Below are 21,183 nucleotides of genomic sequence, written 5' to 3'. Positions count from 1 at the left end.
CGCGAGTCCAGCTTGACGACAAGAACAAAGTATGAACATCTTTGGGCTGCTGCAAAAATGTGTCAGCAGCGATCTCTTGTGGACAGAGGGCCTGCGGCCGCTGCCCGGCAGGCGACAGAGGCGCCCAGTCGGGGTACAAGGGTCGAATCGAATACGAAACGGATCAGATCGGAGCGGAGTTTCAACCATGGCAGGATCAGTGAACAAAGTCATCCTCGTCGGGAATGTCGGGCAGGATCCTGAGGTTCGCCAGTTCCAGAACGGCGGACAGGTGGCCAGCTTCTCGCTCGCGACGTCTGAAACCTGGAAAGACAAGAACACCGGCGAGCGCCGCGAAAAGACCGAATGGCACCGTATCGCCGTGTTCAGCGAAGGTCTCGTCCGCGTGGTTCAGAACTATGTGAAAAAAGGTTCGAAACTGTACATCGAAGGCCAGCTTGAGACCCGCAAGTGGCAGGACAAGGATGGCCAGGACCGCTACACGACCGAGGTTGTGCTGCGTGGCTTCAATTCCACGCTGACCATGCTCGACAGCCGCGGTGAAGGCGGCGGCCGGTCTGCCGGTGGCGATTTCGGCGGTTACTCGCAAGGTGGCGGCGGTGCCCGCCAGATGAGCGGCCCGCAGGAAAGCTTTGCCAGCCACGATCTCGACGACGAGATCCCGTTCTAAGGCTCACCAGTATGGTCAGGGCGTTGCTCTGGCCGTTTCTGGCGGCGTCGGCCTGCCTTCTGGTCGCATGCACGCTTCCGGTGTCCGGTAATGCGCCGCAGAGCGTTGAATCCTCTGTCGAAAAGGCCGGTGTGGATCCCTCGCGGTCTGCAATGCTTATCGTGCGTCTGGAAGATGGGGCAAGCTGGTCCAGCGGCGGCGCCCGGGTGGACGAGCGGTTTGTTGCCGCCTCCACGTCCAAGATCCCGCACACGCTGATCGCCATTGAGACGGGTGCGGTGTCCGGACCGGACGAATGGTTCGAATGGGACGGGCAGGCGCGCTTCCTGCCGGCCTGGAACAAGAGCCAGACGCTGGCCGATGCTTTTCGCAACTCGACCGTCTGGATCTACCAGACGATCACGCCGCGCATCGGAAGCGAGGCCCTGCATGGCTGGCTTGAGGCATTCGGCTACGGAAACGCCGACACAGGCGCCCCTCAAGATGTGACGACCTATTGGCTGCGCGGGCCGCTGCGCATCTCTGCGCGCGAGCAGGTGGGCTTCCTGACGCGGCTGGTGCGGCGTGAGCTGCCCCTTTCGGCACGTACTTACGATCTTGCCGTGCCGGTCATGCTGGCGGACGAGGGCGAGGATTGGCGCCTCTATGCCAAAACCGGCTGGTACAGCAGCGATGAAGCGCAGGACATCGGCTGGTATGTCGGATGGCTGGAGCAGCGCAGCGGTGCCGCACAGGACACCTATGTCTTCGCCTTCAATATGGATATTGAGGCCCCGGAAACGGACATTCCGAAGCGTCCGGAGGTTGTCCGTGAGGCGCTTGTGGAAATCGGGGCGCTGCCCGCGCCCTGAGCCTTGTTGTAAAACCGTTTTTTTACCCCGGAATCACTGCAATTTTCGGGGCTTTCAGGTTTGTTTTGGCGCCCTGAAATGCTAGACAAACAGGCAAGATATAGAAGCGCGATTCCCGCGCGCCCTCTGCAGCTGACACGAGTTTCTCATGAGCGACCAGACGACCCCTCCGGAAGACCCGGAAACCCCCGAAAATGGCGGTGGGGGCGGCGCCGGCCTGCCTGACGGGATTGAGCCCGTTTCCATCGAATCCGAGCTGAGAAGCTCCTATCTCGACTACGCGATGAGCGTGATCGTCAGCCGGGCGCTGCCGGATGTGCGCGACGGCCTGAAGCCGGTGCACCGGCGTATCCTGTATGCCATGCAGGTGAACGGCAACACGCCGGACAAGCCCTACAAGAAATCCGCCAACATCGTCGGCGCCGTGATGGGTAACTACCACCCCCATGGCGACAGCGCGATCTATGACGCGCTGGTGCGGATGGCGCAGCCTTTCTCGATGGGCCTGCCCCTGGTCGACGGGCAGGGCAATTTCGGCTCGATCGACAATGATCCGCCGGCCGCCATGCGTTACACCGAATCCCGGATGATGAAGGCGGCGACGCACCTCCTAGCCGACATCGACAAGGATACGGTCGATTTTCAGGATACCTATGACGGCTCCCAGCAGGAGCCGATGGTCCTGCCGGCCCAGTTCCCGAACCTCCTGGTCAATGGCGGCGGCGGCATCGCGGTCGGCATGGCGACGAACATCCCGCCGCACAATCTGGGCGAAGTGGTCGATGCGACGATTGCCGTGATCGATGATCCGGAAATCGATGACGATGCGCTGTGTGAAATCGTCCCCGGACCGGATTTCCCGACCGGCGGCCTGATCATGGGCATGTCCGGGTCCCGCAAGGCGCTGCTGACAGGACGTGGCAGCGTGATTGTCCGTGCCAAGACGGATATTGAAGAAGCCCGCAATGGGCGTCAGGCCATCATCGTCACCGAGATTCCCTATCAGGTGAACAAGGCTGCGATGATCACCAAGATTGCCGAACTCGTCCGCGAGAAGCGGATCGAAGGCATTGCTGACCTGCGTGACGAATCCGACCGGCACGGCATCCGCGTCGTGATCGAGGTGAAGAAGGACGCCAGCGCCGAAGTCGTGCTGAACCAGCTTTACCGCTTCAGCCAGATGCAGAACTCGTTCCCGGTGAACATGCTGGCGCTGAATGGCGGCCGGCCGGAACTGATGAATTTGCGCAAGGTGCTCGATTGCTTCATCGCCTTCCGCCAGGAAGTCGTTGTCCGCCGCACCAAGCACGATCTCAACAAGGCACGGGACCGGGCACACGTCCTCGTTGGCCTTGCCATGGCCGTCGCCAATATTGACGAAGTCATCCGCATCATCCGCCACTCGCCCGATCCGAACACGGCCCGCGAACAGCTGCTTGCGAAAGCCTGGCCGGTCATGGACATGGGACCGCTGCTGGACCTCATTGCAGACCGCCGCACGCGCAAGGGCGAAGGCGATACGATCTACCTGTCGGACGAGCAGGCCCGCGCCATTCTCGCGCTGCAGCTGTCGCGCCTCACCGGCCTTGGCCGGGACGAAATCGGCAATGAAGCCAAGGGCTTGTCCGAGAAGATCGCCGACTATCTCGACATTCTCAGGTCCCGTCCTCGCATCCGCGACATCATCAAGGGCGAGCTGACCGAGGTGAAAGAAAAGTTCGCTGTGCCGCGCCGGTCCGAGTTCACCGCCGGCGGCATCGACATGGAAGACGAGGACCTCATTGAGGTCGAAGACATGGTCGTCACGGTCACGCATGGCGGCTACGTCAAGCGGACGCCGCTCTCGACCTACCGGACGCAGCATCGCGGCGGCAAGGGCCGCTCCGGCGTGTCGATGAAGGAAGACGATTTCGTCGTCCAGCTCTTCTCGGCCACGACGCATACGGAGATGTTGTTCTTCTCGTCTGCGGGCATGGTCTACAAGGAGAAGGTGTGGCGCCTGCCGGTCGGTGGGCCGACCTCACGCGGCAAGGCGCTGGTCAACATCTTCCCGCTGGCTGCTGACGAACGTATCGAGAGCGTCATGCCGCTGCCGGACGATGAAGAGTCCCGCAACGAACTGGACGTCATGTTCGCCACCAAGACGGGCAATGTCCGCCGCAACAAGCTGTCAGAGTTCATCCGCGTCAACCGCAACGGCAAGATCGCGATGAAGCTGGAGGAAGATGCCGATGACGGCATTGTCAGCGTGAAGATCTGTTCCGAGAAGGACGACATCCTGCTGACCACGGCACTCGGCCAGTGTATCCGCTTCCAGGTCACGGACGTGCGCGTCTTTGCAGGCCGTAACTCCACCGGTGTCCGCGGTATCCGCCTCGCCGATGGCGACGAAGTCATCTCCATGGGCATCCTGCGCCATGTGGATGTCACCTCGGAAGAGGCGCGCGCCTATCTCAAGCACGCAGCGGCAATGCGCCGTGCGGCGACGGGCGAGGAAGAAGAAGTGTCCGACGATGACGAGGAGGTCACGGAAGAGGCGTCCCTGTCGACCGAGCGCCTGGCCGAGCTCGGCGCGGCAGAGGAGTTCGTCCTGACCATTGCCGATGACGGTATGGGCAAGCGCTCTTCCGCTTACGATTATCGCGTCACCGGACGGGGCGGCAAAGGCCTTGTCGCCCAGAACATCTGGGGCCGCGACAAGAAAAAAGGCCCGGTCAAGAAAGTGGCCCAGTCCTTCCCGGTCGATGATGGGGATCAGGTCATGCTTGTCACCGATGGCGGACAGCTGATCCGCACGCCGGTGGACCAGATCCGTATTGCCGGCCGCTCGACGGGCGGTGTCTGGGTGCTTCGCACGGCGGAAGGAGAGCGCGTTGTTTCCGTTGCTCGCCTTGTGGAAGACGCTGAAACCGTTATTGAGGAGGGCGGCGGCGCTGAGTAAGCGCCGCTGTTGTACGAATAACAGGGCCGGGGAGGGCCGCCATGCACCGCGTTGGATTGTATCCGGGAACATTCGACCCCCCGACCATTGGCCATATCGACATCATTGGCCGGGCACGCAAACTGGTCGACACGCTCATCATTGGCGTGGCGATCAATGAAGCCAAGAAGCCCTTGTTTTCACTGGAAGAACGCGTCGCCATGGTGCGCTCGGAATGTGAGAAACTGAACGGGCCGGGCCTGGCGGACATCAAGGTCATGCCGATGCACGGCCTGCTCATGAAATTCGCTGAAGCGTGCGGCGCGCAGATCATCGTGCGTGGCCTGCGGGCTGTGCAGGACTTCGAATACGAATTCCAGATGACCGCGATGAACGAGCAGCTCAATCCGGACATTGAGACGGTGTTTCTGATGGCCGATGTGCGCCATCAGGCTGTGGCATCGCGTCTCGTCAAGGAAATCGCCAGCCTTGGCGGCGACATCACGCCCTTCCTGACGCCGGATGTGAAGCGCGCGCTGATGGAAAAGTACGGGAAGTAATTCCTGCGCGACGGATCAACTGTCTCAGACCGTTGAAACCTGACAGGTGATGCCTGACATTACGGGCAACACATGGCGCCGTGCGTGCGCCCGGATGGAGACGTTGCCTATCATGAATCTGGCCCCCCTGAAATTTGCGTCCCTGGCCTTTGCGGCCTCCGCCGTGGCCCTGTCCTTTGCGGCAAACGCCGAAGATGCTGCGGAGGCGGCGCCTCCGGTTGAAATGACGCTGGCGCAGGCGAAGGCAGACCCGGACAACTGGCGTCCGGTCGATCCGGAGAACCTCTTCATCTTCGATACGACCAAGGGCCGCGTCCTGATCGAGGCCTTCCCGGAGGTCGCGCCGAAACACTATGAGCAGTTTTCAACCATCATCCGGTCCGGCGATTTCGACGGCACCAGTTTCCACCGCGTGATCGCTGACTTCATGGCGCAGGGCGGTGACATTTTTGCGCTCAAGGGCCGGGATTCCGGTCTGCCGGATCTTGAAGGCGAATTCACCTTCCGGCGCGATCCGGCGGCGATGCCGCTGGAAGCCACGATTGGCCCGGAAGACACGGCGAAGTTCGGTTATATCAAGGGCTTTCCGATCGGGACGCAGGCCAGCTTCTTTGCGGAAATGTCGGTCGACGGCATGGTCGAAAGCTACATTCCGCACTGCAAGGGCATGGTCTCCACCGCCCGGACCGATGATCCGAACTCGGCCAATTCGCAATTCTTCCTGATGCGCGGCCAGGCCGAACACCTTGACCGTAAATACACGGCCTGGGGCCGTGTGGTCGTGGGGGAGGATGTGGTCATGGCTATCAAGCATGGCCCCGATGCCCGGGATGGCCATGTCGACAATCCGGACATCCTGAAATCGGCCAAGGTTGCCGCCGACCTGCCGGAGGGCGAACGCCCCGAAGTCTGGGTTGAGCGGACCGATGGGCCGCTGTTCCTTGCCGAAATGGCCGACAAGGACGACATCGACGTCTGCTCGCTGCCGTCCGTGCCTGCGGTTGTCGGCGAGTAAGGCCTGCACAGGTCTTGTTGCGCGGCGCGCGGCTTTCTGCGAGACGGGCGCCCCATGGACCTGAGCCAATTCCAGTTTGACCTGCCCGAACGGCTGATCGCGCTTCGCCCGGCGGAGCCGCAGGATTCCGCGCGCCTTCTGGTCGTGCATGGCGATGGCCGGCTGGAAGATGCCGGTGTGCGGGATCTGCCGCGTTACCTGAACAAGGGCGATGTTCTGGTCTTCAACGACACGCGTGTCCTGCCCGCTGCGCTGAAGGGCATACGCCCCGCGCGGGACGAGGCGGGGCAGGACGTTGCCTGCGACGTGAACCTCACCGAACGGGTGGACGGCCGCAACTGGCGTGCGCTGGCCCGGCCGGGCAGGCGGCTGAAAGACGGCGATACGATCGTCTTCGCCGAAGGCTTCACCGCAGAGATCACCGGCCACCATGAGGGTGGCGAAATCGGGCTTCGCTTTTCCCTGGAAGGCGAGGCGCTGACCGCGGCGCTCGACAAACACGGCGCGATGCCGCTGCCCCCCTATATCGCGCGCCGCCGCCCGGCCGATGCGAAAGACCGGGAAACCTACCAGACCGAATTTGCGGGCGAAGACGCCGCCTCCGTCGCTGCGCCGACAGCGGGCCTTCACTTCACGCCGCGCTTGTTGGCTGAGTGTGACGCGGCAGGGCTCGTACGGGAGACTGTGCGCCTGCATGTCGGCCTCGGAACGTTCAAGCCGCTCGAAGAGAAACAGCTGGAAGAGAACCGGCTGCACCAGGAGTGGCGCCGCCTGACGCCTGAAACCGCTACGCGCCTGAATGCGGCTCGGGCCTCAGGCCGCCGGGTGGTGCCGGTCGGTACGACGGCCATGCGTACGCTGGAAAGCTGTGTGGATACGGAGGGTGTTCTTCACCCGGCCACGGGCCCGACGGACATCTTCCTGAAGCCGGGCGATGCGGTGCGCGGCACCGATGCCCTGGTGACGAACTTCCACCTGCCGGGCTCCAGCCTGTTCATGCTGGTTTCGGCCCTGATGGGAACGGAGGTGATGCGCGCAGCCTACGCCCACGCCATCGCGAACGAATACCGCTTCTACTCCTACGGCGACGCCTGCCTGCTACTTCCCTAGCTGGGAGGCGACGTCCGGGCGGAGTTCCGTCATTTCACGGATGGCTTTGGCAGCCGTGATGCGGGCGAGATGACGGCCTTTCTCATCGCGCCAGTCGGCTTCGACAAGACCTGTGGTCCGGCCCCGGCTGACAAGGCGGCCTTCAATCGTGATGATGCCGTGCGGCACCGGGCGCAGGATGCGCGTCTGCAGTTCCATCGTGGTGAACCATTCGCCATTTTCCAGCGCACTGGCCATGGTCATGGAGACGATGTGGTCCGACAGGCCCGCAACCCAGCCGCCAAATACGCGGCCATCATTGATGTCGCGGTCACCCTCGTTCGGCCACTCATACAGTGTGCGGCCATAGCTGACTTCTTTCAGCCAGAGGTCCGGCCGGATACCGAGATTGCGGATGCCCGGGGGCAGCTCCCATTCGCCGCTTTTCAGCCGGTCGAAAAAGGCTTTCTGTTGTTCGGATAAATCTGTCCGGCTCATGCGAGGCGTGCTCCGTTCGGGACGGGTTTGTCAGGGGAAAACATGACGATGGCGCCTTCGGCATCGGCAAAGCCGAGTGTCAGCACTTCCGACATGAACTTGCCGATCTGGCGCGGCGGGAAATTGACGACGGCGGCGACCTGTTTGCCGACCAGTTCGTCCGGCGAATAGTGCGCCGTGACCTGGGCGGAGCTTTTCTTCACACCGACGCCAGGGCCAAAATCGATCTGCATGCGAATGGCGGGCTTGCGCGCGCCTTCCAGCGGCGCGGCTTCCAGCACCGTGCCCATGCGAATGTCCACCTTGCGGAAGTCGTCAAAGCTGATTTCGTCCGCAGCGGCGTTTTCAGGCGCGTCGACCAGATGCATCAGGTCGACGTCGCCCCGCCATCGACCACCATCATCTGGCCGGTCATGTAGGCGCCAGCTTTCGAGGCGAGATAGACGGCGGCGCCGGCGATCTCTTCCGGTTCGCCGATCCGCTTCAGCGGCGTGCCGGACAGGCTGCGCTTCAGCGTGTCGGGATTGTCCCACAGCGCTTTGGCGAAGTCGGTCTTGATCAGGCCCGGAGCGATGCAGTTCACGCGGATATTGTCGACGCCGAGTTCGGTCGCGAGGTTGCGGGCGAGCTGGAAGTCCGCCGCCTTGGAGATGTTGTAGGCCCCGATCACAGGCGAGCCGCGCAGGCCGCCGATGGACGAGACGATGATCACCGCGCCATCCTTGCGCTCGCGCATTTGCGGCACGCACATCTGGATCAGCCAGTTATTGGAAATGATGTTGTTCTGCAGGATCTTGGCGAAGGCATCGTCTTCAATCCCGCTCATCGGGCCGTAATAGGGGTTCGAGGCGGCGTTGCAGACGCAGGTGTCGATCTTGCCGAACGCCTTGTTGGTGGCATCCACCATGGCCTGCAGGTCTTCCTTGGACGAGATGTTGGCCGGCACCGCGATGGCTGTGCCCTCGCCGTGTTTGGCGTTGATCGCATCCGCCACTTCCTGGCACGGGCCGGGCTTGCGGGACGAGATCGTCACTTTGGCGCCGGCATCGGCCATGGCTTCGGCGATGGCCTTGCCGATGCCGCGGGAAGATCCGGTGATGACGGCAACTTTGCCGGTAAGGTCGAACAGGCTCATGGCGGGGCTCCCTGCATGCTGTGTTATCCCGCACAGGCTAGGCCCTCCGGCGGGTTGCCGCTAGGGGTTCCCCAAGGAAAGCAACGGTCTCAGCGCTGTCAGATGTCCCAGGCTTCGCAGAGGATGTTGACCAGCATCTCGGTCCGCTTGCGCACCACGTCCGCCGTCCAGGCATGCTGGTCCTGCAGGTCGCGGGTGAGGGCGAAGTCCATCCCGCCGCCGCCATTGAAGTAGACGTCCTTCTTGGCGCGATAGTCCTGCCGGTCGGCCTTCTGGTTCACCTTGTGTGTCAGCAGCACGAAATTGCCGAGCGTGTCGCACTGTTCGCGGCGTTTCGCCGGGTCCGGCCAGACCGTCAGCCAGTGGCTGTCCTCATGGATATTGCGCGGCAGAACATGCTCCACCGTCGCGTCGGATTCCGGCGGGATGGTCAGGCCATCTTCCAGGGCCGCGTTCAGCCGGAGGGCCATCGCCCGGCGCTGGGCGAAGGTGGCGAACCGGCCGAGCATCCGTTCGCGGGCCTTGCGGGCGTCCGAGCGGTCGACCGACAGCGGGCCGTTCTTGGCGAACAGGGTGCGGTCATTGGTGATCGCGTCCATCACCTTGTTGAAGCGCCGGTTGCGCTGGTCGCGGTCGGTGACCACCAGCATGATGATGAAGGCCTGGCGTTCCAGGCGTGTGAAGAATTCCGGCGCTTTCGGGTCTGCCACGCCCCGTTCGACCAGGAATTTCAGGGCCGGTGCGCGCCAGCTGGACTGATCGAGGGCGCGCATCTGGTTCAGCTTGTCGCTGACGATTTTCGCATTCGGCCCGTCCTGCACTTCGCCCGTCGTGATCAGCCGGTAGGCGTCGACATAGCGCGGCAGCACTTCGTCCAGGAAGGTGCGCGGGTCGACCTTGGACAGCACCGCTTTCGGGAAGGCCGAGACCAGTTCCCCGCGCCCGGACTTGTCATAGATCGAGCGGATCTGGCGCAGCAGGTCGTCAAAGGCGGATCCGCCGAGCGCCGCCTCATGTTCCGACCAGCGTTCGGCATAGGCGCTGGCTTCCTCATCGGTGAATTTGGCCCGCTGGAACAGCTCGGTCTTGATGATGTCGTGCGCGTCCGGCTCCTTGCCGCGCGTGTTGAGCACGCGGAACACCTTGAAGCCCTGATCCTTTTCGCCAACGACAACCCGCACCAGCGCGCAGCGGTTCATCACGACATCGGCGAGCGCGCGCCGTGTGTCGTCACTCATGCTCTCGATCCGTTTGGCAAAGGCGGCGGCGTTGCGCACCATGCGCGCCTGGCTTTCGCTTTCGCCGGGTTCCTTGTCCAGGTTCCGCGTGGCGCCCGGCGTCTGGATCGAGGCGCGGAAGAACGGCCCGTCCATATGGTTCAGCGTCAGCCGCCAGTTGGCGCCTTCTCCCAGCATCGGCCGCGCCTCGTCGGCGATCAGCGCATGCAGCATGGCCGCGCGCGCCTTGTCCGGTTCCAGGTCGCGCAGCACGGCCAGCAGGATGGTCAGCGTGGTCAGCCGCTGCTGGCCATCGACAATCTCCAGCACGCCGCTTTCCGCACCGTGGATCAGGACGATCGCACCGACAAAGTGCGGTGTGCCCGTTTTGACGGAATCGATGAGATCGCCGAGCAGTTCGTTGGCTTCCCTCGTCTCCCAGGAATAGCTGCGCTGATAGGGGGGCATCTGCAGCCGTTCGCCCGGCGCAAAAATCGCCCGCACGGAGCTTTCCTGCGCCCGGACTCCGAGGTCGATATTCTGGTCCATGGCAGTGTCCATTCTGGCGCCCTCGTAACTGTCTTCTGACTAGCTCTTGCCAACCCACGTCACAACGCGAGATGAACCGCGTGACGTGTGTTTCTGGCTGAAGTGTGACGAGAGGGTAACGATATGCATGTGATCAGGTACCGCCAAGGAAATTCTATCCGATATGGAAGACTGTCTGCACAGTCCGTAACCCCGATTCGGGGGACGAGCCTGGAAGAGGCCATGAAAGGCGAGGCGGACGGCGCGCCTGTGCCGCTCGCTGAAATCGACATCCTGTCGCCTGTTGCCCGGCCGGGAAAAATTCTCGGCATCGGTGTGAACTATGCAGCGCACGCCGCAGAGAGTGTCAGTTTTGTCGATACGAAAAAACCGGAAATCCAGAAATGGTTCAACAAGCAGGCCACAGCAATCAACGATCCGTATGCTGATGTCGACCTTCCGAAAGTGTCGGAACAACTTGATTATGAAGGGGAATTGGTGGTCGTGATCGGCAAGCGCGGGCGGCATGTGCCGCGCGAGCGGGCGTTCGAAATCGTGGCGGGCGTGACCATTGGCTGCGACTATTCGGTGCGCGACTGGCAGCGCGCCAGCCAGACCATGATCATGGGCAAGGGGTTCGACACGCATGCCCCGGTCGGCCCGGCCATTGTCACGCTGGATGAGATCGAAGACCTGTCCGCGCTGGAAGTGCGCACCTTCGTGAACGGCGAACAGCGCCAGTCCGGCCATGTGCGGGACATGGTTCACGACATTCCCGCACAGATTGCGCACCTGACGGCAGCCTTCACGCTGGAACCCGGCGACCTGATCTTCACCGGCACGCCGGCAGGTGTCGGCGCAGGCTTCAATCCGCCGAAATGGCTGAAGGCCGGAGACCGTGTCCGGGTCGAGATCGACGCGCTGGGTTACATCGAACAGCAAATCGTGACAGAGCCGGGACGTACGGTGATCGGCTGAACCGCGAGGTAGTCCTGTGCCCCGATCCGGCGTTATCGCCTTCCTGTTTTCTGTCATCCTGTCTGCGTGTGGAAACGGGCAGGGCGCCGTGTCTGCCATCGGCCCGGATGACATCCGCAGCGCCGACTATGCCCTGTTGCCCTGTGCCGCCTCGACCGCCACGGCACCGTGCCTTCTGGTTGTGGCCGGCGGCAAGCGGGTGCTGTTCGGCACGCCGCCGGGGCTTCGAGCGGCGATGGACGGGCCTGTACTGGCCAGCCTCGATGCCGTCCTGTTGTTCTCCCTGCAGGGGGCGAATCTCGAAGGGCTGGACGAGGTGCGCAATGCGGGCTGGACGGCCGGGCGTGAGACGCCACTGGCGGTCGGTGGCCCGTCCGGAACGCGGGATGTCGTCGCGGCGCTGAACAAGGCGTTCGAACTTTCTGATGCGGAGATATTCGTGAAGGATTCGCCGAAGGGCGGTTTTGGCGCCGCGCTTCTGGGTGTCCTGCCGGGCGAAGGCGATGCGAAGACGGAAGTCTTCAATACCGGAGATCTGGTCGTCACCAAGATCGAGTCGGCAGATGGCCAGGCTGGGTACTGGGTGGACTATGGCGGCCAGCGGGCCGTGTTGCAGCCCTGCGGCATGACCCTCGCGGTGAAGTTCAATCAACAGGAGGCGTTTGCCCTGTCCTGCGGCGCAGATTCGCCGAATGCATGGCCGCTCGGCAAGGTCCATTACCTTGTTGAAGGGGCCAGCGCAGAGCCTTGATTTTTGTCTGAAAACAGAGCCCTGAGAAAGGACCGGGGCGCACATTTCTGCGCGCCCCGTGTCTCCCCCGAGACTGCCCCCGCTCCGGCCAATAAGATGGCCGCGGACCGGTGGTGCCGGGTCTCTGACTCTTGGCTATCGGGCGTTCCGCGTCCTGTCCAGTTACGGTTTGTATCCGATTGTGACACGCGCCGTGTCTGTGACCTCTCCGCAACAATGTTCGGCGGGATTGCCGGACCACCCAAATTGCGCCACATCCAAGCAATTCGTTAACTTCTGGACCTTATCTGTTAAGATTGACGAATTGTTTCGGGTGCTGAGCTGATGACGTTTATCTTGTTCCTGCTGTACATGGCAGCCGGCGGTGCCGCCGGATACGCCGGCGCGACGGTGCTGGAACTCGGCCTGCCGATCTCCATCGGCGCTGGCGTGCTGACGACCGCCGTTCTCAGCCAGATCCACGTCCTTGTTTCCAATGGCAGTTCGAAGCGCGAAATCGATGCGCGCATGCAGGCAATTGAGAAAGAGAACCGTGACGCCGAACGCCGGATGGACGTGATCGAAGCGCGCACTGACGTGGTCGAGGAAACGGTCAAGCATGAGTTGACCGAACGGCGCGATGCGCTGGTCTCGGAAATGAAGCAGCTGGAAAGCCTGATCGACCGGCTGTCCCACAGCTTTGAAACCCGTCTGGCGGAAACCTCCACCAACAAGATCGTCGCCCCGCAGGAAGATGCGATTCTCCGCGATGTGCGTGACGCGCTGAAGGATGGCCGGGTGGATCTGCACCTGCAGCCGATCGTGTCACTGCCGCAGCGCCGCGTCTCTTTCTATGAAGGCTTCACGCGGCTGCGCCGCCCGGATGGCTCTCTGATCCTGCCGGCGGAATTCCTCGACGCCGGCCGCCGCGCGAACCTGATGGGGCAGATCGACAATTTCACCCTGTTCCGCTGCGTGCAGATCGTGCGCCGCCTGGCAGAGCGTGACCGCCGCGTTGGTGTCTTCTGCAACATCGCCGCAAGCTCGCTGGAAGATTCGACCTTCTTCCCGATGTTCCTTGAATTCATGACGGAAAACCGGGACCTCTCCGGCGCCGTCATTTTCGAGATCCGCGCCGACCGGTTCGAAACCCGCTCGCGCACCATGCGGGACAATATGGACAAGCTGACCGCGCTCGGCTTCCGCTTCTCCATCGACCACGCCCCGGACCTCGGTCTCGACCTGCCGCGTCTTCAGTCGGCCGGCGTGCGCTTCGTGAAGATGAATGGCGGCGCCCTGATCGACCAGCTGCGTGACCCGGCTGGCCCGCGTCCGGTGTCCTCCATCAACCGCCGCGTCGATGGCGAGGAAGTCTCCGCCGTGTTCTCCCGCTATGGCATCACCATGGTGGCCGAGAAGATGGAAGACGAGGCGAGCGTCGTCGAAATTCTCGAATACGAGATCCCGTATGGTCAGGGCCATGTCTTCGGCGCGCCGCGCCCGATCAAGGCCTCGCTGATGGAAGAAACCGCCCCGCCGCGGGAAATGGTCCAGCGCCTGACCAATTTCGGCTAGGCGCCGGTCTCCCTCAAATCGCCCCAATCCCGGTGTGTGCTGGCCTCCGTTTCAAAGCGGAGGTGTTTTCATGCGTGCGATAATCCTGGCGCTTGCTGCCTTGCCCGCCGGTGCCGCGGCCGGAGAGGTCCGGACGGTCGTCGCGGACCTGCCGGGGCCTGTGGAATTCGAGGCGCCCGAGTCGCTCCAGGCACTGGAAGAAGGCCCGGTCTGGCTGGACCTCTCGATTGCGCCGCCGCTTGATCCGGCAGGGCAGCAGGAAGACGGCTCATGGTCCGTTATAGTCTGCGATAGTCATGGCGAGGTCAGCGCGAAGTCGGTCTCAGTCCCCACCGGGTCCAACCATTTGCTGCTGGAAGTCCGACCCGGCACGCCGGAGCAGCACGCCGCAAACATGGTCTCCTGCAACTACGCGCCCCAATATTCAGACGAGACAAGCCTCGGCCATGTGATCCGTATCAAGGGCTGCTATTTCGCCAATTCGGTCTCCATCCCGACGGCCAATCAGTGGATCCTGAACCCGCTGCCCGCCAGCGCCTGCCAATCCCGCGATTGACCGAAGCGCCTGCGCAGCTTACCTCGCCGCGCATGACCGCACCGCAATTCCCGCAAGGGCTTTCCGAAATCGCCAGCCGCTACGACACGATCCTGTGTGACGTCTGGGGCGTGATCCACAATGGCCGCAGCGCATTTACCGAGGCGTGCGAGGCGCTGGTGCGCTTTCGCGAGGGCGGCGGGCATGTCTGCCTGATCACCAATGCGCCAGTGCCCAAAGCGCAGGTGACGCGCTATTTCCAGCCGCTGGGTGTGCCGGACGCCGCGTTCGACGATTGTGTCTCCTCCGGCGATGCCACCCGCGCGGAACTGGTCCGGCGCAAGGGGCAGGCCGTCTGGCGTCTCGGCGCTGATGAAGGCTGGGAGCACGACCGCCACCTCTATGAGGGGCTGGACCTCAAATTCACCGAGGCCGACGAAGCCGACCTGCTGCTGTGCATCGGCCTGCGCGATCATGTCGGCGAGCATCCGGAAGACTATCGCGAGGAACTCTCCGCCGGCATCGCCCGGAACCTTCCCATGATCTGCGCCAATCCGGACAAGCAGGTGCGTGTCGGCGGCCAGCTCTACTGGTGCGCAGGCGCTCTGGCCGATGTCTACGAAGACCTTGGCGGCAAAGTGATTTATCCCGGCAAGCCGCACCCGCCGATCTATCATCTCGCTATTGAGCGGGTCGAGGCGCTGACCGGCGGCAAGCCGCTCGACCGGTCACGCATCCTCTGCATCGGCGACAGCCCCGGCACGGATGTACGCGGCGCAGGCGTGCAGGGCTTTGACAGCCTCTATGTCGGCACCGGTCTCAAGGAGCATGGCGAGGATTTCGAAGAGGAAGTCGCCGAATTGCTGGCAGCCTATGGCGAGCAGGCAACCTGGGCCATGACAGGCTTAAGATGGTGACGCATCGCCCTCAGGCGTGTAACGAAGCCCGTCGAAAGAATCGGAGCATCCCGGAATGACTGAATTTACCGGCTTCAAATACGAAGACCTCGAAATCGGGCAGTCGCACGAAACCGTGCACAAGATCACTGCAGACGACATCCAGCGCTTTGCTGAAGTGTCGGGCGATTTCAATCCGCTGCACATGTCCGACGAATATGCCGCCACGACCATGTTCGAGAAGCGCATCGCCCATGGCGCGCTGACGGCCAGCTATATCTCCGGCATCCTCGGCAACAACCTGCCGGGACCGGGGGCGGTCTTTGTCGGGCTGAACATGCGGTTCCGGCGTCCGGTCTATATCGGCGACACGGTCACGGCGAGGGCGACGGTCGCCGAGAAGATCGACCGCGGCAACCGGGTTGTCCTCAAGATCGAGTGCATCGTGGATGGCAAGCGTGTCATCGCCGGTGACGCGGAAGTGGTCGCACCGAGCCGGGGGGCCTGATTGGCTGTCTATGCCGGCTACCGGGACCTGCCCGCCGTCGCGCGGGGCGCTTCGATTGCGCTCGGCAATTTTGACGGGCTCCATGCCGGCCACCGGGCGGTGATGGAGGCGGCAAAGCAGGCGGGCGGCGGCAAGTTCTCCGTCGCCACCTTCGAACCGCCGCCGCGCGCCTATTTCCGGCCAAGCGACCCGCCTTTCCGTATTTTCCGGCCTGAGCGGCGCAATAACGCCATTCTGGCAGCTGGCGCCGATACGGTGTTCGAATTGCCGTTCAATGGCGAAATGGCGTCGATGACCGATGAAGCCTTCGTTCGCGAAGTTCTTGTCGAGGGGCTGTCAGTCAGCCATGTGTCTGTCGGTTTCGACTTCCGGTTCGGGCGCGGCCGGATGGGCCATGCCCAGCGGCTGGCCAGTCTCGGACGGGCCCTCGGATTCGGGGTAACGATCGTTGACGAAGTGATTGAGCTGGAAGGCAAGGCGTCGTCCACGGCCATCCGGCAGGCGCTCCATGCCGGCGAACCCGAAACGGCTGCTGAGCTGCTTGGCACTTGGTGGATCGCCGATGGCGTCGTCGAGAGCGGCGAGAAGAATGGCCGTACCCTCGGCTTCCCGACGGCAAACCTGCACCTCGGCGACCTGATCCATCCGCGCCACGGCATCTATGCGGTGCGGGCGCGGATCGACCGGCAGGGCGACTGGCTGGACGGTGTTGCCAATTTCGGCCGCACGCCCACGACCGGTATCCGCGATCCGCTGCTGGAGACCCACATCTTCGATTTCGACGGTGACCTCTATGGCAAGTGGCTGGAGGTCCAGCTGATCTCCTTCATCCGGCCCGAACTGAAGTTTGCCGATCTGGATGCTCTGGTTGAAGCCATGCACGCAGACGCTGCAGAAGCCCGCAAACGCCTCGCGAATCTGTAAATTTCGTTAGACTTTTCTCTTTTCATTACCGCCGTACCCCGCCATGCTGCGCCCATCTGGGGACAGCAACAGGGAGTTTCCCATGCGCACTTTGCTCACCACGGCAGCCTTGGCGGCGGCCATATCCTTCCCGGCTTTCGCACAGGAGTTCAGCGCCGACACGTCTCTGGCGAATGACGACCGGATCGTGCGCAGCGTCAACCTGGAAGACCTGAAGGCTATCGCGGTTTCCGAAGGCCATACAATCACCGAAGTTGGCGGCGAGGGCGATGTCTCGGTCCGGGCAACAAATGCCGACGGTCTGATCTTCCACCTGATTGGCACGGCATGTGGCTCCGAATACTCCGAGGATTGCCTCGGCATGATGGTGCAGGTCCGTTACGACAGCGACGAGGACGTCACGGCGGAAAAGATCAATGAGGCCAACCTCGCCTACGCCGCGGTTTCCACCTGGTGGGACAAGGAGGGCGAGACGCTTGGCGTCACCCGCTACATCATCCTAGACGGCGGTCAGCGGATGGAGAATTTGAAAATCAATCTCCAGAATGCACTCGCCCTGGGCCCGCTCGTGGCAGATGTCATCTGGCCCTATGAGGACGACTACGACTGGCTGTGGGACGAAGAAGACGAGGACAGCGAGTAACCCGCCTCGGGTCTGCCATATTACTGACATCGAAGCCGGGCATGAGATATGTCTGGCGGGGAATTGGCAGGCAAGGGGTGAGGTTTGCGGACTGTTTTCGCAGCATTTTTTCTTTGGGCACTCGCAGGCAGTGAGGCGCTGGCTCAACCGGTATCTGTGGCGCCGCCAGAGACACTGGAAGACGTGCCGCGTGTCAGCCGGTCTCCGGATGTCCTGATCCGCAATGTCCAGCTCGATGACCTTCGCCTGCTCGTCGACGATCTCGGCGGTGCATTCCTGGCAGCCGGACAGAATGAGACGGGTGCCCCGTTCGTATTCGCCCGCTTGCCGGATGGCCTGACGCTCGGGATCTATTCGGTTTGTGCGGATGAGGCGGCGACCGATTGCCGGGGCGTCGAGTTCATGGCGGCTTTCGGCTCGGCCATGTCCTATGAGGAGGTCACGGCCATTGACCGGTCCTTCAGCGCTGTCTCCATCTACAAGGAGGACCGGGATACGGTGCATGTATCCCGCTATGTGATCCTCGATCAGGGCATCACCTGGGGCAATCTGATCGAGAATGCGGCCGTTTTCGATGCCCTGTGCGCCAAAGTGGCCAGCCGCCTGGCCTATGGCCCGCCACAGGCCGCGGTCACGGCACCGCGCTGAGGCATCCGCCCTAGTGACAGGTTAACCTCTGCCTGTTAAGGCGCTTGCCGATGGACCGGATATTCACAATTCGAATTAGCCGCCCGGCTGCGCGCTGACCCCACCGAAGGGTCTGGGCGAGGCCGGGATTTGCTTTTCGAGCCCTGCATTCCTCTTCCAATCCGTTCACACTGAAGATCCATGACCGATTCCCTGACCGACCGAGATTATCGCGACACCCTGTTCCTGCCCGCGACCGAATTCCCCATGCGTGGCGGCCTGCCCAAGCGTGAGCCTGACTGGATCAGGCGCTGGGACGATCTGAACCTGTACGACCGCCTGCGCGCCGATGCGAAGGAACGCGGTGCGAAGCCGTGGATTCTCCATGATGGCCCGCCCTACGCCAACGGCCACATCCACCTCGGCACGGCGATGAACAAGATCGTCAAGGACATCATCGTCCGCTCGCACCAGATGGCGGGTTTCGACGCGTCCTACCTGCCGGGTTGGGACTGCCACGGCCTGCCCATCGAATGGAAGGTGGAAGAAGAGTTCCGCGCCAAGGGCAAGACGAAGGACGATGTGCCGCCCGGAGAATTCCGCGCCGCCTGCCGCGCCTATGCCGAGAAATGGGTCGAGGTGCAGGGCAAGGAATTCCGCAACCTCGGCATCGAGGGCGAGTGGGACAATCCGTACCTGACGATGAAGTTCGAGAGTGAAGCCTCTATCGTCGGCGAATTCCTGCGGATGGCGATGACCGGCTCGCTGGTCCGCGGCGCCAAGCCGATCATGTGGAGCCCGGTGGAGCGCACAGCGCTCGCCGAAGCGGAAGTCGAATACCACGACCGCAAGGTGCCGGTGATCTGGGTGAAGTTTCCTGTTGCGGAATATACCGGGGACCCGAGCGGCCATTTCGACGAGTTGGAACACGCGAGTGTTGTCATCTGGACAACGACTCCGTGGACCATTCCCGCAAACCAGGCCGTCGCATTTAATCCGAATGTCGATTATTCACTGTATCGCGTGGAGGAGGTTTATTCCTCTGAAGAACTGGGCTTCGAACCTTATGCGCTGCCGGGTGATCTCCTCATCGTTGCGGATAAGCTTGTTGATGAGGTGATGGCCGCAGCGAAGGTCAAATCATTCCGAAAAGTGATTGAACTGACCGCTGAGGAAAACCTCAATCATATCAAATTGCATCACCCCTTTGTCCGGAGCGGCCCGGACGGGCGGTTCGATGACCATTGGGCTAAGGAATTCTGGTCGGAGTTGCGTCCGCTCCTCGCCGGTGAGCACGTCACCGACGATGCCGGTACCGGTTTCGTGCACACCGCACCGGCACATGGCGAGGACGACTTCAATGTCTGGGTCGAGTCCGGCCACACGACGCAGGAAATCCGCCAGATCGTCGATCCGGACGGCTGCTACACGCCGGATGTGCCGCGCTTCGGCGGCATGGACATCATCCGCACCAGCGGCAAGAAGCGCGGCGAGCCGGGCAAGGCGAACAATGAAGTGATCGCGGCCCTCGCCGAGAGCGGCAATCTGCTCGCACGCGGCATGACGACGATCCGCGATGCGCACTCCTGGCGCTCGAAAGCGCCGGTCATCCGCCGCGCTACGCCGCAATGGTTCATCTCGATGGACAAGCCCGGCCCGAACGGCAAGACGCTGCGCGAGAACGCGCTGAAAGCCATCGACGAGACCGAATTCTTCCCGGCCGTCGGCCGCAACCGGCTGCGGTCCATGGTCGAGGGCCGTCCGGACTGGCTGATCTCGCGCCAGCGCAACTGGGGCGTGCCGATCACCATCTTCGTCAACAAGTCGGGTGAGCCGCACACGGCCGCGCTGGCGAAAGAGCAGGCGGACGCGCTCAACGCAGCCATCCGCACCGCCATCTCAAAGGGCGGCGTCGAAGCCTGGTTCGATACGCCGGCGGAAGACTTCCTGAGCCCCCTCGGCCTGTCGGCCAATGAATGGGACAAGGTCACGGACGTGCTCGACGTCTGGTTCGACTCGGGAACCACGCACGCCTTCGCCCTGCGCGAACGCGGCATCATCGATCCCGAAACCGGGCAGGCGGACCTCTACATGGAAGGCTCCGACCAGCATCGCGGCTGGTTCCAGTCGTCCCTGCTGGAATGCTGCGCCACGCGCGGCATGGCGCCCTACAAACAGGTGCTGACGCACGGTTTCATCGTCGATGCCGAAGGCAAGAAGATGTCCAAATCGATCGGCAACACGATCGAGCCGGAACAGATCCAGAAACAGTACGGGATCGAGATCCTGCGCATCTGGACCGCGTCCGGCGACTATACCGAAGACCTCCGCATCTCCGACGAGATCATCAAGGGCTCGGTCGAAACCTACCGCAAACTGCGCAACACGGTGCGCTACCTGCTGGGCGCGCTCGACGGCTGGACGGAAGACGAGGCGATCGAAGCGGCGAAAATGCCGGGTCTCGAACGCTGGGTCCTGCACCGACTCGCCGAGCTCGATGCGCAGGTGAAGGCCGCCTACACGGTCTACGACTTCAAGCGTGTGATGAGCCTGCTCATCAATTTCGCGGGCGTGGACCTGTCGGCCGTCTATTTCGACATCCGCAAAGACAGCCTCTATTGCGACCCGCGTTTCAGCACGATGGAAGCCTGGGATGATCTCACGACCGTCTATGGCAACCGCCGCCGCGCCGCGCGCACGGTCATGGCCGCCGTCCTTGAGCGCCTGCTCACCTGGCTTGCGCCGGTAATGCCGTTCACGATGGAAGAGGCCTTCCTCGAAAGCCATCTCAGCGGCAAGGCGGACTCGGTCCACCTGCTCCTTTTCCCGGACACGCCGGAAGACTGGAAAGACGAGAAGCTGGCAGAGCGCTGGGCGAAGATCTTCACCGTGCGCCGTGTCGTGACCGGTGCGCTGGAAGTGGAACGCCGCGAGAAGCGTATCGGGGCTTCGCTGGAGGCGGCGCCGGTGGTGCACATTGCGGATGAGGACCTGGTGAAAGCCTTCGAAGGCGAAGACGCAGCCGACCTGTTCATCACGTCGGGCGTCGAGCTGGTGAATACGCTGGAAGGCAAGGGTGGCGGCTTCACGCTGGACGACACGCCCGGTGTGGTCGTCTACCCGCAAAAAGCCGAGGGCATCAAATGCCGGCGCAGCTGGAAGTATTTCGACCCGGCCATCGCCGATCCGGAATTTCCGGACATCACCCCGCGTGATGCGCTGGCCGTGAAGGCCTGGGATGCGACGCACGGCGAGTGAGCGGACAAACCTGCACGGAATCGCTT

The 21,183-nt window shown here is 62.7% G+C and carries 20 protein-coding genes; 16 read left to right on the top strand and 4 right to left on the bottom strand.

The window, feature by feature from the left end; translation table 11 throughout:
- The first annotated feature begins 187 nt into the window (after window positions 1–187).
- The 6 genes from ssb (at window position 188) to queA (ending at window position 7,126) form a co-directional block, all read left to right on the top strand.
- Window positions 188–670, top strand: coding sequence for a single-stranded DNA-binding protein (ssb, locus tag HJA_RS11240; protein ID WP_035582171.1), 483 nt, complete (start codon window positions 188–190; stop codon window positions 668–670).
- 11 nt (window positions 671–681) lie between these two features.
- Complete coding sequence (gene blaOXA / locus HJA_RS11235; protein WP_081814661.1) at window positions 682–1,521, top strand: OXA-1090 family carbapenem-hydrolyzing class D beta-lactamase; 840 nt, start codon at window positions 682–684, stop codon at window positions 1,519–1,521.
- A gap of 148 nt (window positions 1,522–1,669) precedes the next feature.
- The gene (gyrA, locus tag HJA_RS11230) at window positions 1,670–4,462 is read left to right on the top strand and encodes a DNA gyrase subunit A (protein WP_051597604.1); all 2,793 of its coding nucleotides are present in this window, start codon (window positions 1,670–1,672) and stop codon (window positions 4,460–4,462) included.
- 41 nt (window positions 4,463–4,503) lie between these two features.
- Window positions 4,504–5,001: a pantetheine-phosphate adenylyltransferase gene (gene coaD, locus HJA_RS11225; RefSeq protein WP_035582169.1), complete on the top strand. Its 498-nt coding sequence runs from the start codon at window positions 4,504–4,506 to the stop codon at window positions 4,999–5,001.
- Between the two features lie 112 nt (window positions 5,002–5,113).
- A complete protein-coding gene (locus tag HJA_RS11220; RefSeq protein WP_051597603.1) occupies window positions 5,114–6,016 on the top strand; it encodes a peptidylprolyl isomerase in 903 nt (300 codons plus the stop codon).
- A 54-nt stretch (window positions 6,017–6,070) separates the two neighbouring features.
- Complete coding sequence (queA, locus tag HJA_RS11215; RefSeq protein ID WP_035582167.1) at window positions 6,071–7,126, top strand: tRNA preQ1(34) S-adenosylmethionine ribosyltransferase-isomerase QueA; 1,056 nt, start codon at window positions 6,071–6,073, stop codon at window positions 7,124–7,126.
- Here queA and HJA_RS11210 read toward each other — a convergent pair.
- The 4 genes from HJA_RS11210 to HJA_RS11195 all read right to left on the bottom strand — a co-directional run bounded on the left by HJA_RS11210 (window position 7,115) and on the right by HJA_RS11195 (window position 10,516).
- Window positions 7,115–7,603, bottom strand: a complete 489-nt coding sequence (locus HJA_RS11210; protein WP_035582165.1) for a PaaI family thioesterase — start codon at window positions 7,601–7,603, stop codon at window positions 7,115–7,117. The two genes, queA and HJA_RS11210, sit on opposite strands and share 12 nt — an antisense overlap.
- Window positions 7,600–7,971 carry a tRNA-binding protein gene (locus HJA_RS11205; RefSeq protein ID WP_035582163.1) on the bottom strand — a complete coding sequence of 124 codons (372 nt, stop codon included), beginning with the start codon at window positions 7,969–7,971 and terminating at the stop codon, window positions 7,600–7,602. Before HJA_RS11205 ends, HJA_RS11210 begins: the two co-directional genes overlap by 4 nt.
- Entirely contained in the window at window positions 7,971–8,738 is a 768-nt protein-coding gene (locus HJA_RS11200; protein WP_035582160.1) for an SDR family oxidoreductase, read from the bottom strand. Before HJA_RS11200 ends, HJA_RS11205 begins: the two co-directional genes overlap by 1 nt.
- Before the next feature lie 98 nt (window positions 8,739–8,836).
- On the bottom strand, window positions 8,837–10,516 hold the full coding sequence (locus tag HJA_RS11195; RefSeq protein ID WP_051597602.1) for a DUF262 domain-containing protein: 1,680 nt from the start codon (window positions 10,514–10,516) through the stop codon (window positions 8,837–8,839).
- 111 nt (window positions 10,517–10,627) lie between these two features.
- On the opposite strand from HJA_RS11195, the gene HJA_RS11190 reads away from it, so the two are divergent.
- The 10 genes from HJA_RS11190 to ileS all read left to right on the top strand — a co-directional run bounded on the left by HJA_RS11190 (window position 10,628) and on the right by ileS (window position 21,157).
- Window positions 10,628–11,461 carry a fumarylacetoacetate hydrolase family protein gene (locus HJA_RS11190; protein ID WP_035582159.1) on the top strand — a complete coding sequence of 278 codons (834 nt, stop codon included), beginning with the start codon at window positions 10,628–10,630 and terminating at the stop codon, window positions 11,459–11,461.
- A 16-nt stretch (window positions 11,462–11,477) separates the two neighbouring features.
- On the top strand, window positions 11,478–12,212 hold the full coding sequence (locus tag HJA_RS11185) for an MBL fold metallo-hydrolase (RefSeq protein WP_155839939.1): 735 nt from the start codon (window positions 11,478–11,480) through the stop codon (window positions 12,210–12,212).
- Between the two features lie 324 nt (window positions 12,213–12,536).
- Window positions 12,537–13,766, top strand: a complete 1,230-nt coding sequence (locus tag HJA_RS11180) for an EAL domain-containing protein (protein ID WP_035582154.1) — start codon at window positions 12,537–12,539, stop codon at window positions 13,764–13,766.
- Window positions 13,767–13,836: 70 nt separating this feature from the next.
- Window positions 13,837–14,322, top strand: a complete 486-nt coding sequence (locus HJA_RS11175; protein WP_035582153.1) for a hypothetical protein — start codon at window positions 13,837–13,839, stop codon at window positions 14,320–14,322.
- A 32-nt stretch (window positions 14,323–14,354) separates the two neighbouring features.
- Window positions 14,355–15,218 carry a TIGR01459 family HAD-type hydrolase gene (locus HJA_RS11170; protein ID WP_035582368.1) on the top strand — a complete coding sequence of 288 codons (864 nt, stop codon included), beginning with the start codon at window positions 14,355–14,357 and terminating at the stop codon, window positions 15,216–15,218.
- A 55-nt stretch (window positions 15,219–15,273) separates the two neighbouring features.
- A complete protein-coding gene (locus HJA_RS11165; protein WP_035582151.1) occupies window positions 15,274–15,705 on the top strand; it encodes a MaoC family dehydratase in 432 nt (143 codons plus the stop codon).
- Window positions 15,706–16,629 carry a riboflavin biosynthesis protein RibF gene (gene ribF, locus HJA_RS11160; RefSeq protein ID WP_035582149.1) on the top strand — a complete coding sequence of 308 codons (924 nt, stop codon included), beginning with the start codon at window positions 15,706–15,708 and terminating at the stop codon, window positions 16,627–16,629. It begins immediately after the preceding gene.
- An 82-nt stretch (window positions 16,630–16,711) separates the two neighbouring features.
- Window positions 16,712–17,272: a YbjN domain-containing protein gene (locus HJA_RS11155; RefSeq protein ID WP_035582147.1), complete on the top strand. Its 561-nt coding sequence runs from the start codon at window positions 16,712–16,714 to the stop codon at window positions 17,270–17,272.
- Between the two features lie 84 nt (window positions 17,273–17,356).
- On the top strand, window positions 17,357–17,920 hold the full coding sequence (locus HJA_RS11150) for a type III secretion system chaperone family protein (RefSeq protein ID WP_155839938.1): 564 nt from the start codon (window positions 17,357–17,359) through the stop codon (window positions 17,918–17,920).
- Window positions 17,921–18,100: 180 nt separating this feature from the next.
- Window positions 18,101–21,157: an isoleucine--tRNA ligase gene (gene ileS, locus HJA_RS11145; RefSeq protein ID WP_035582141.1), complete on the top strand. Its 3,057-nt coding sequence runs from the start codon at window positions 18,101–18,103 to the stop codon at window positions 21,155–21,157.
- Window positions 21,158–21,183: the final 26 nt, after the last annotated feature.

The organism is Hyphomonas jannaschiana VP2 (assembly GCF_000685215.1).
GTDB classification, from domain to species: domain Bacteria; phylum Pseudomonadota; class Alphaproteobacteria; order Caulobacterales; family Hyphomonadaceae; genus Hyphomonas; species Hyphomonas jannaschiana.
The sequence above is the reverse complement of the archived record's forward strand: the minus strand, read 5'-3'. Positions and strand labels throughout refer to the sequence as shown.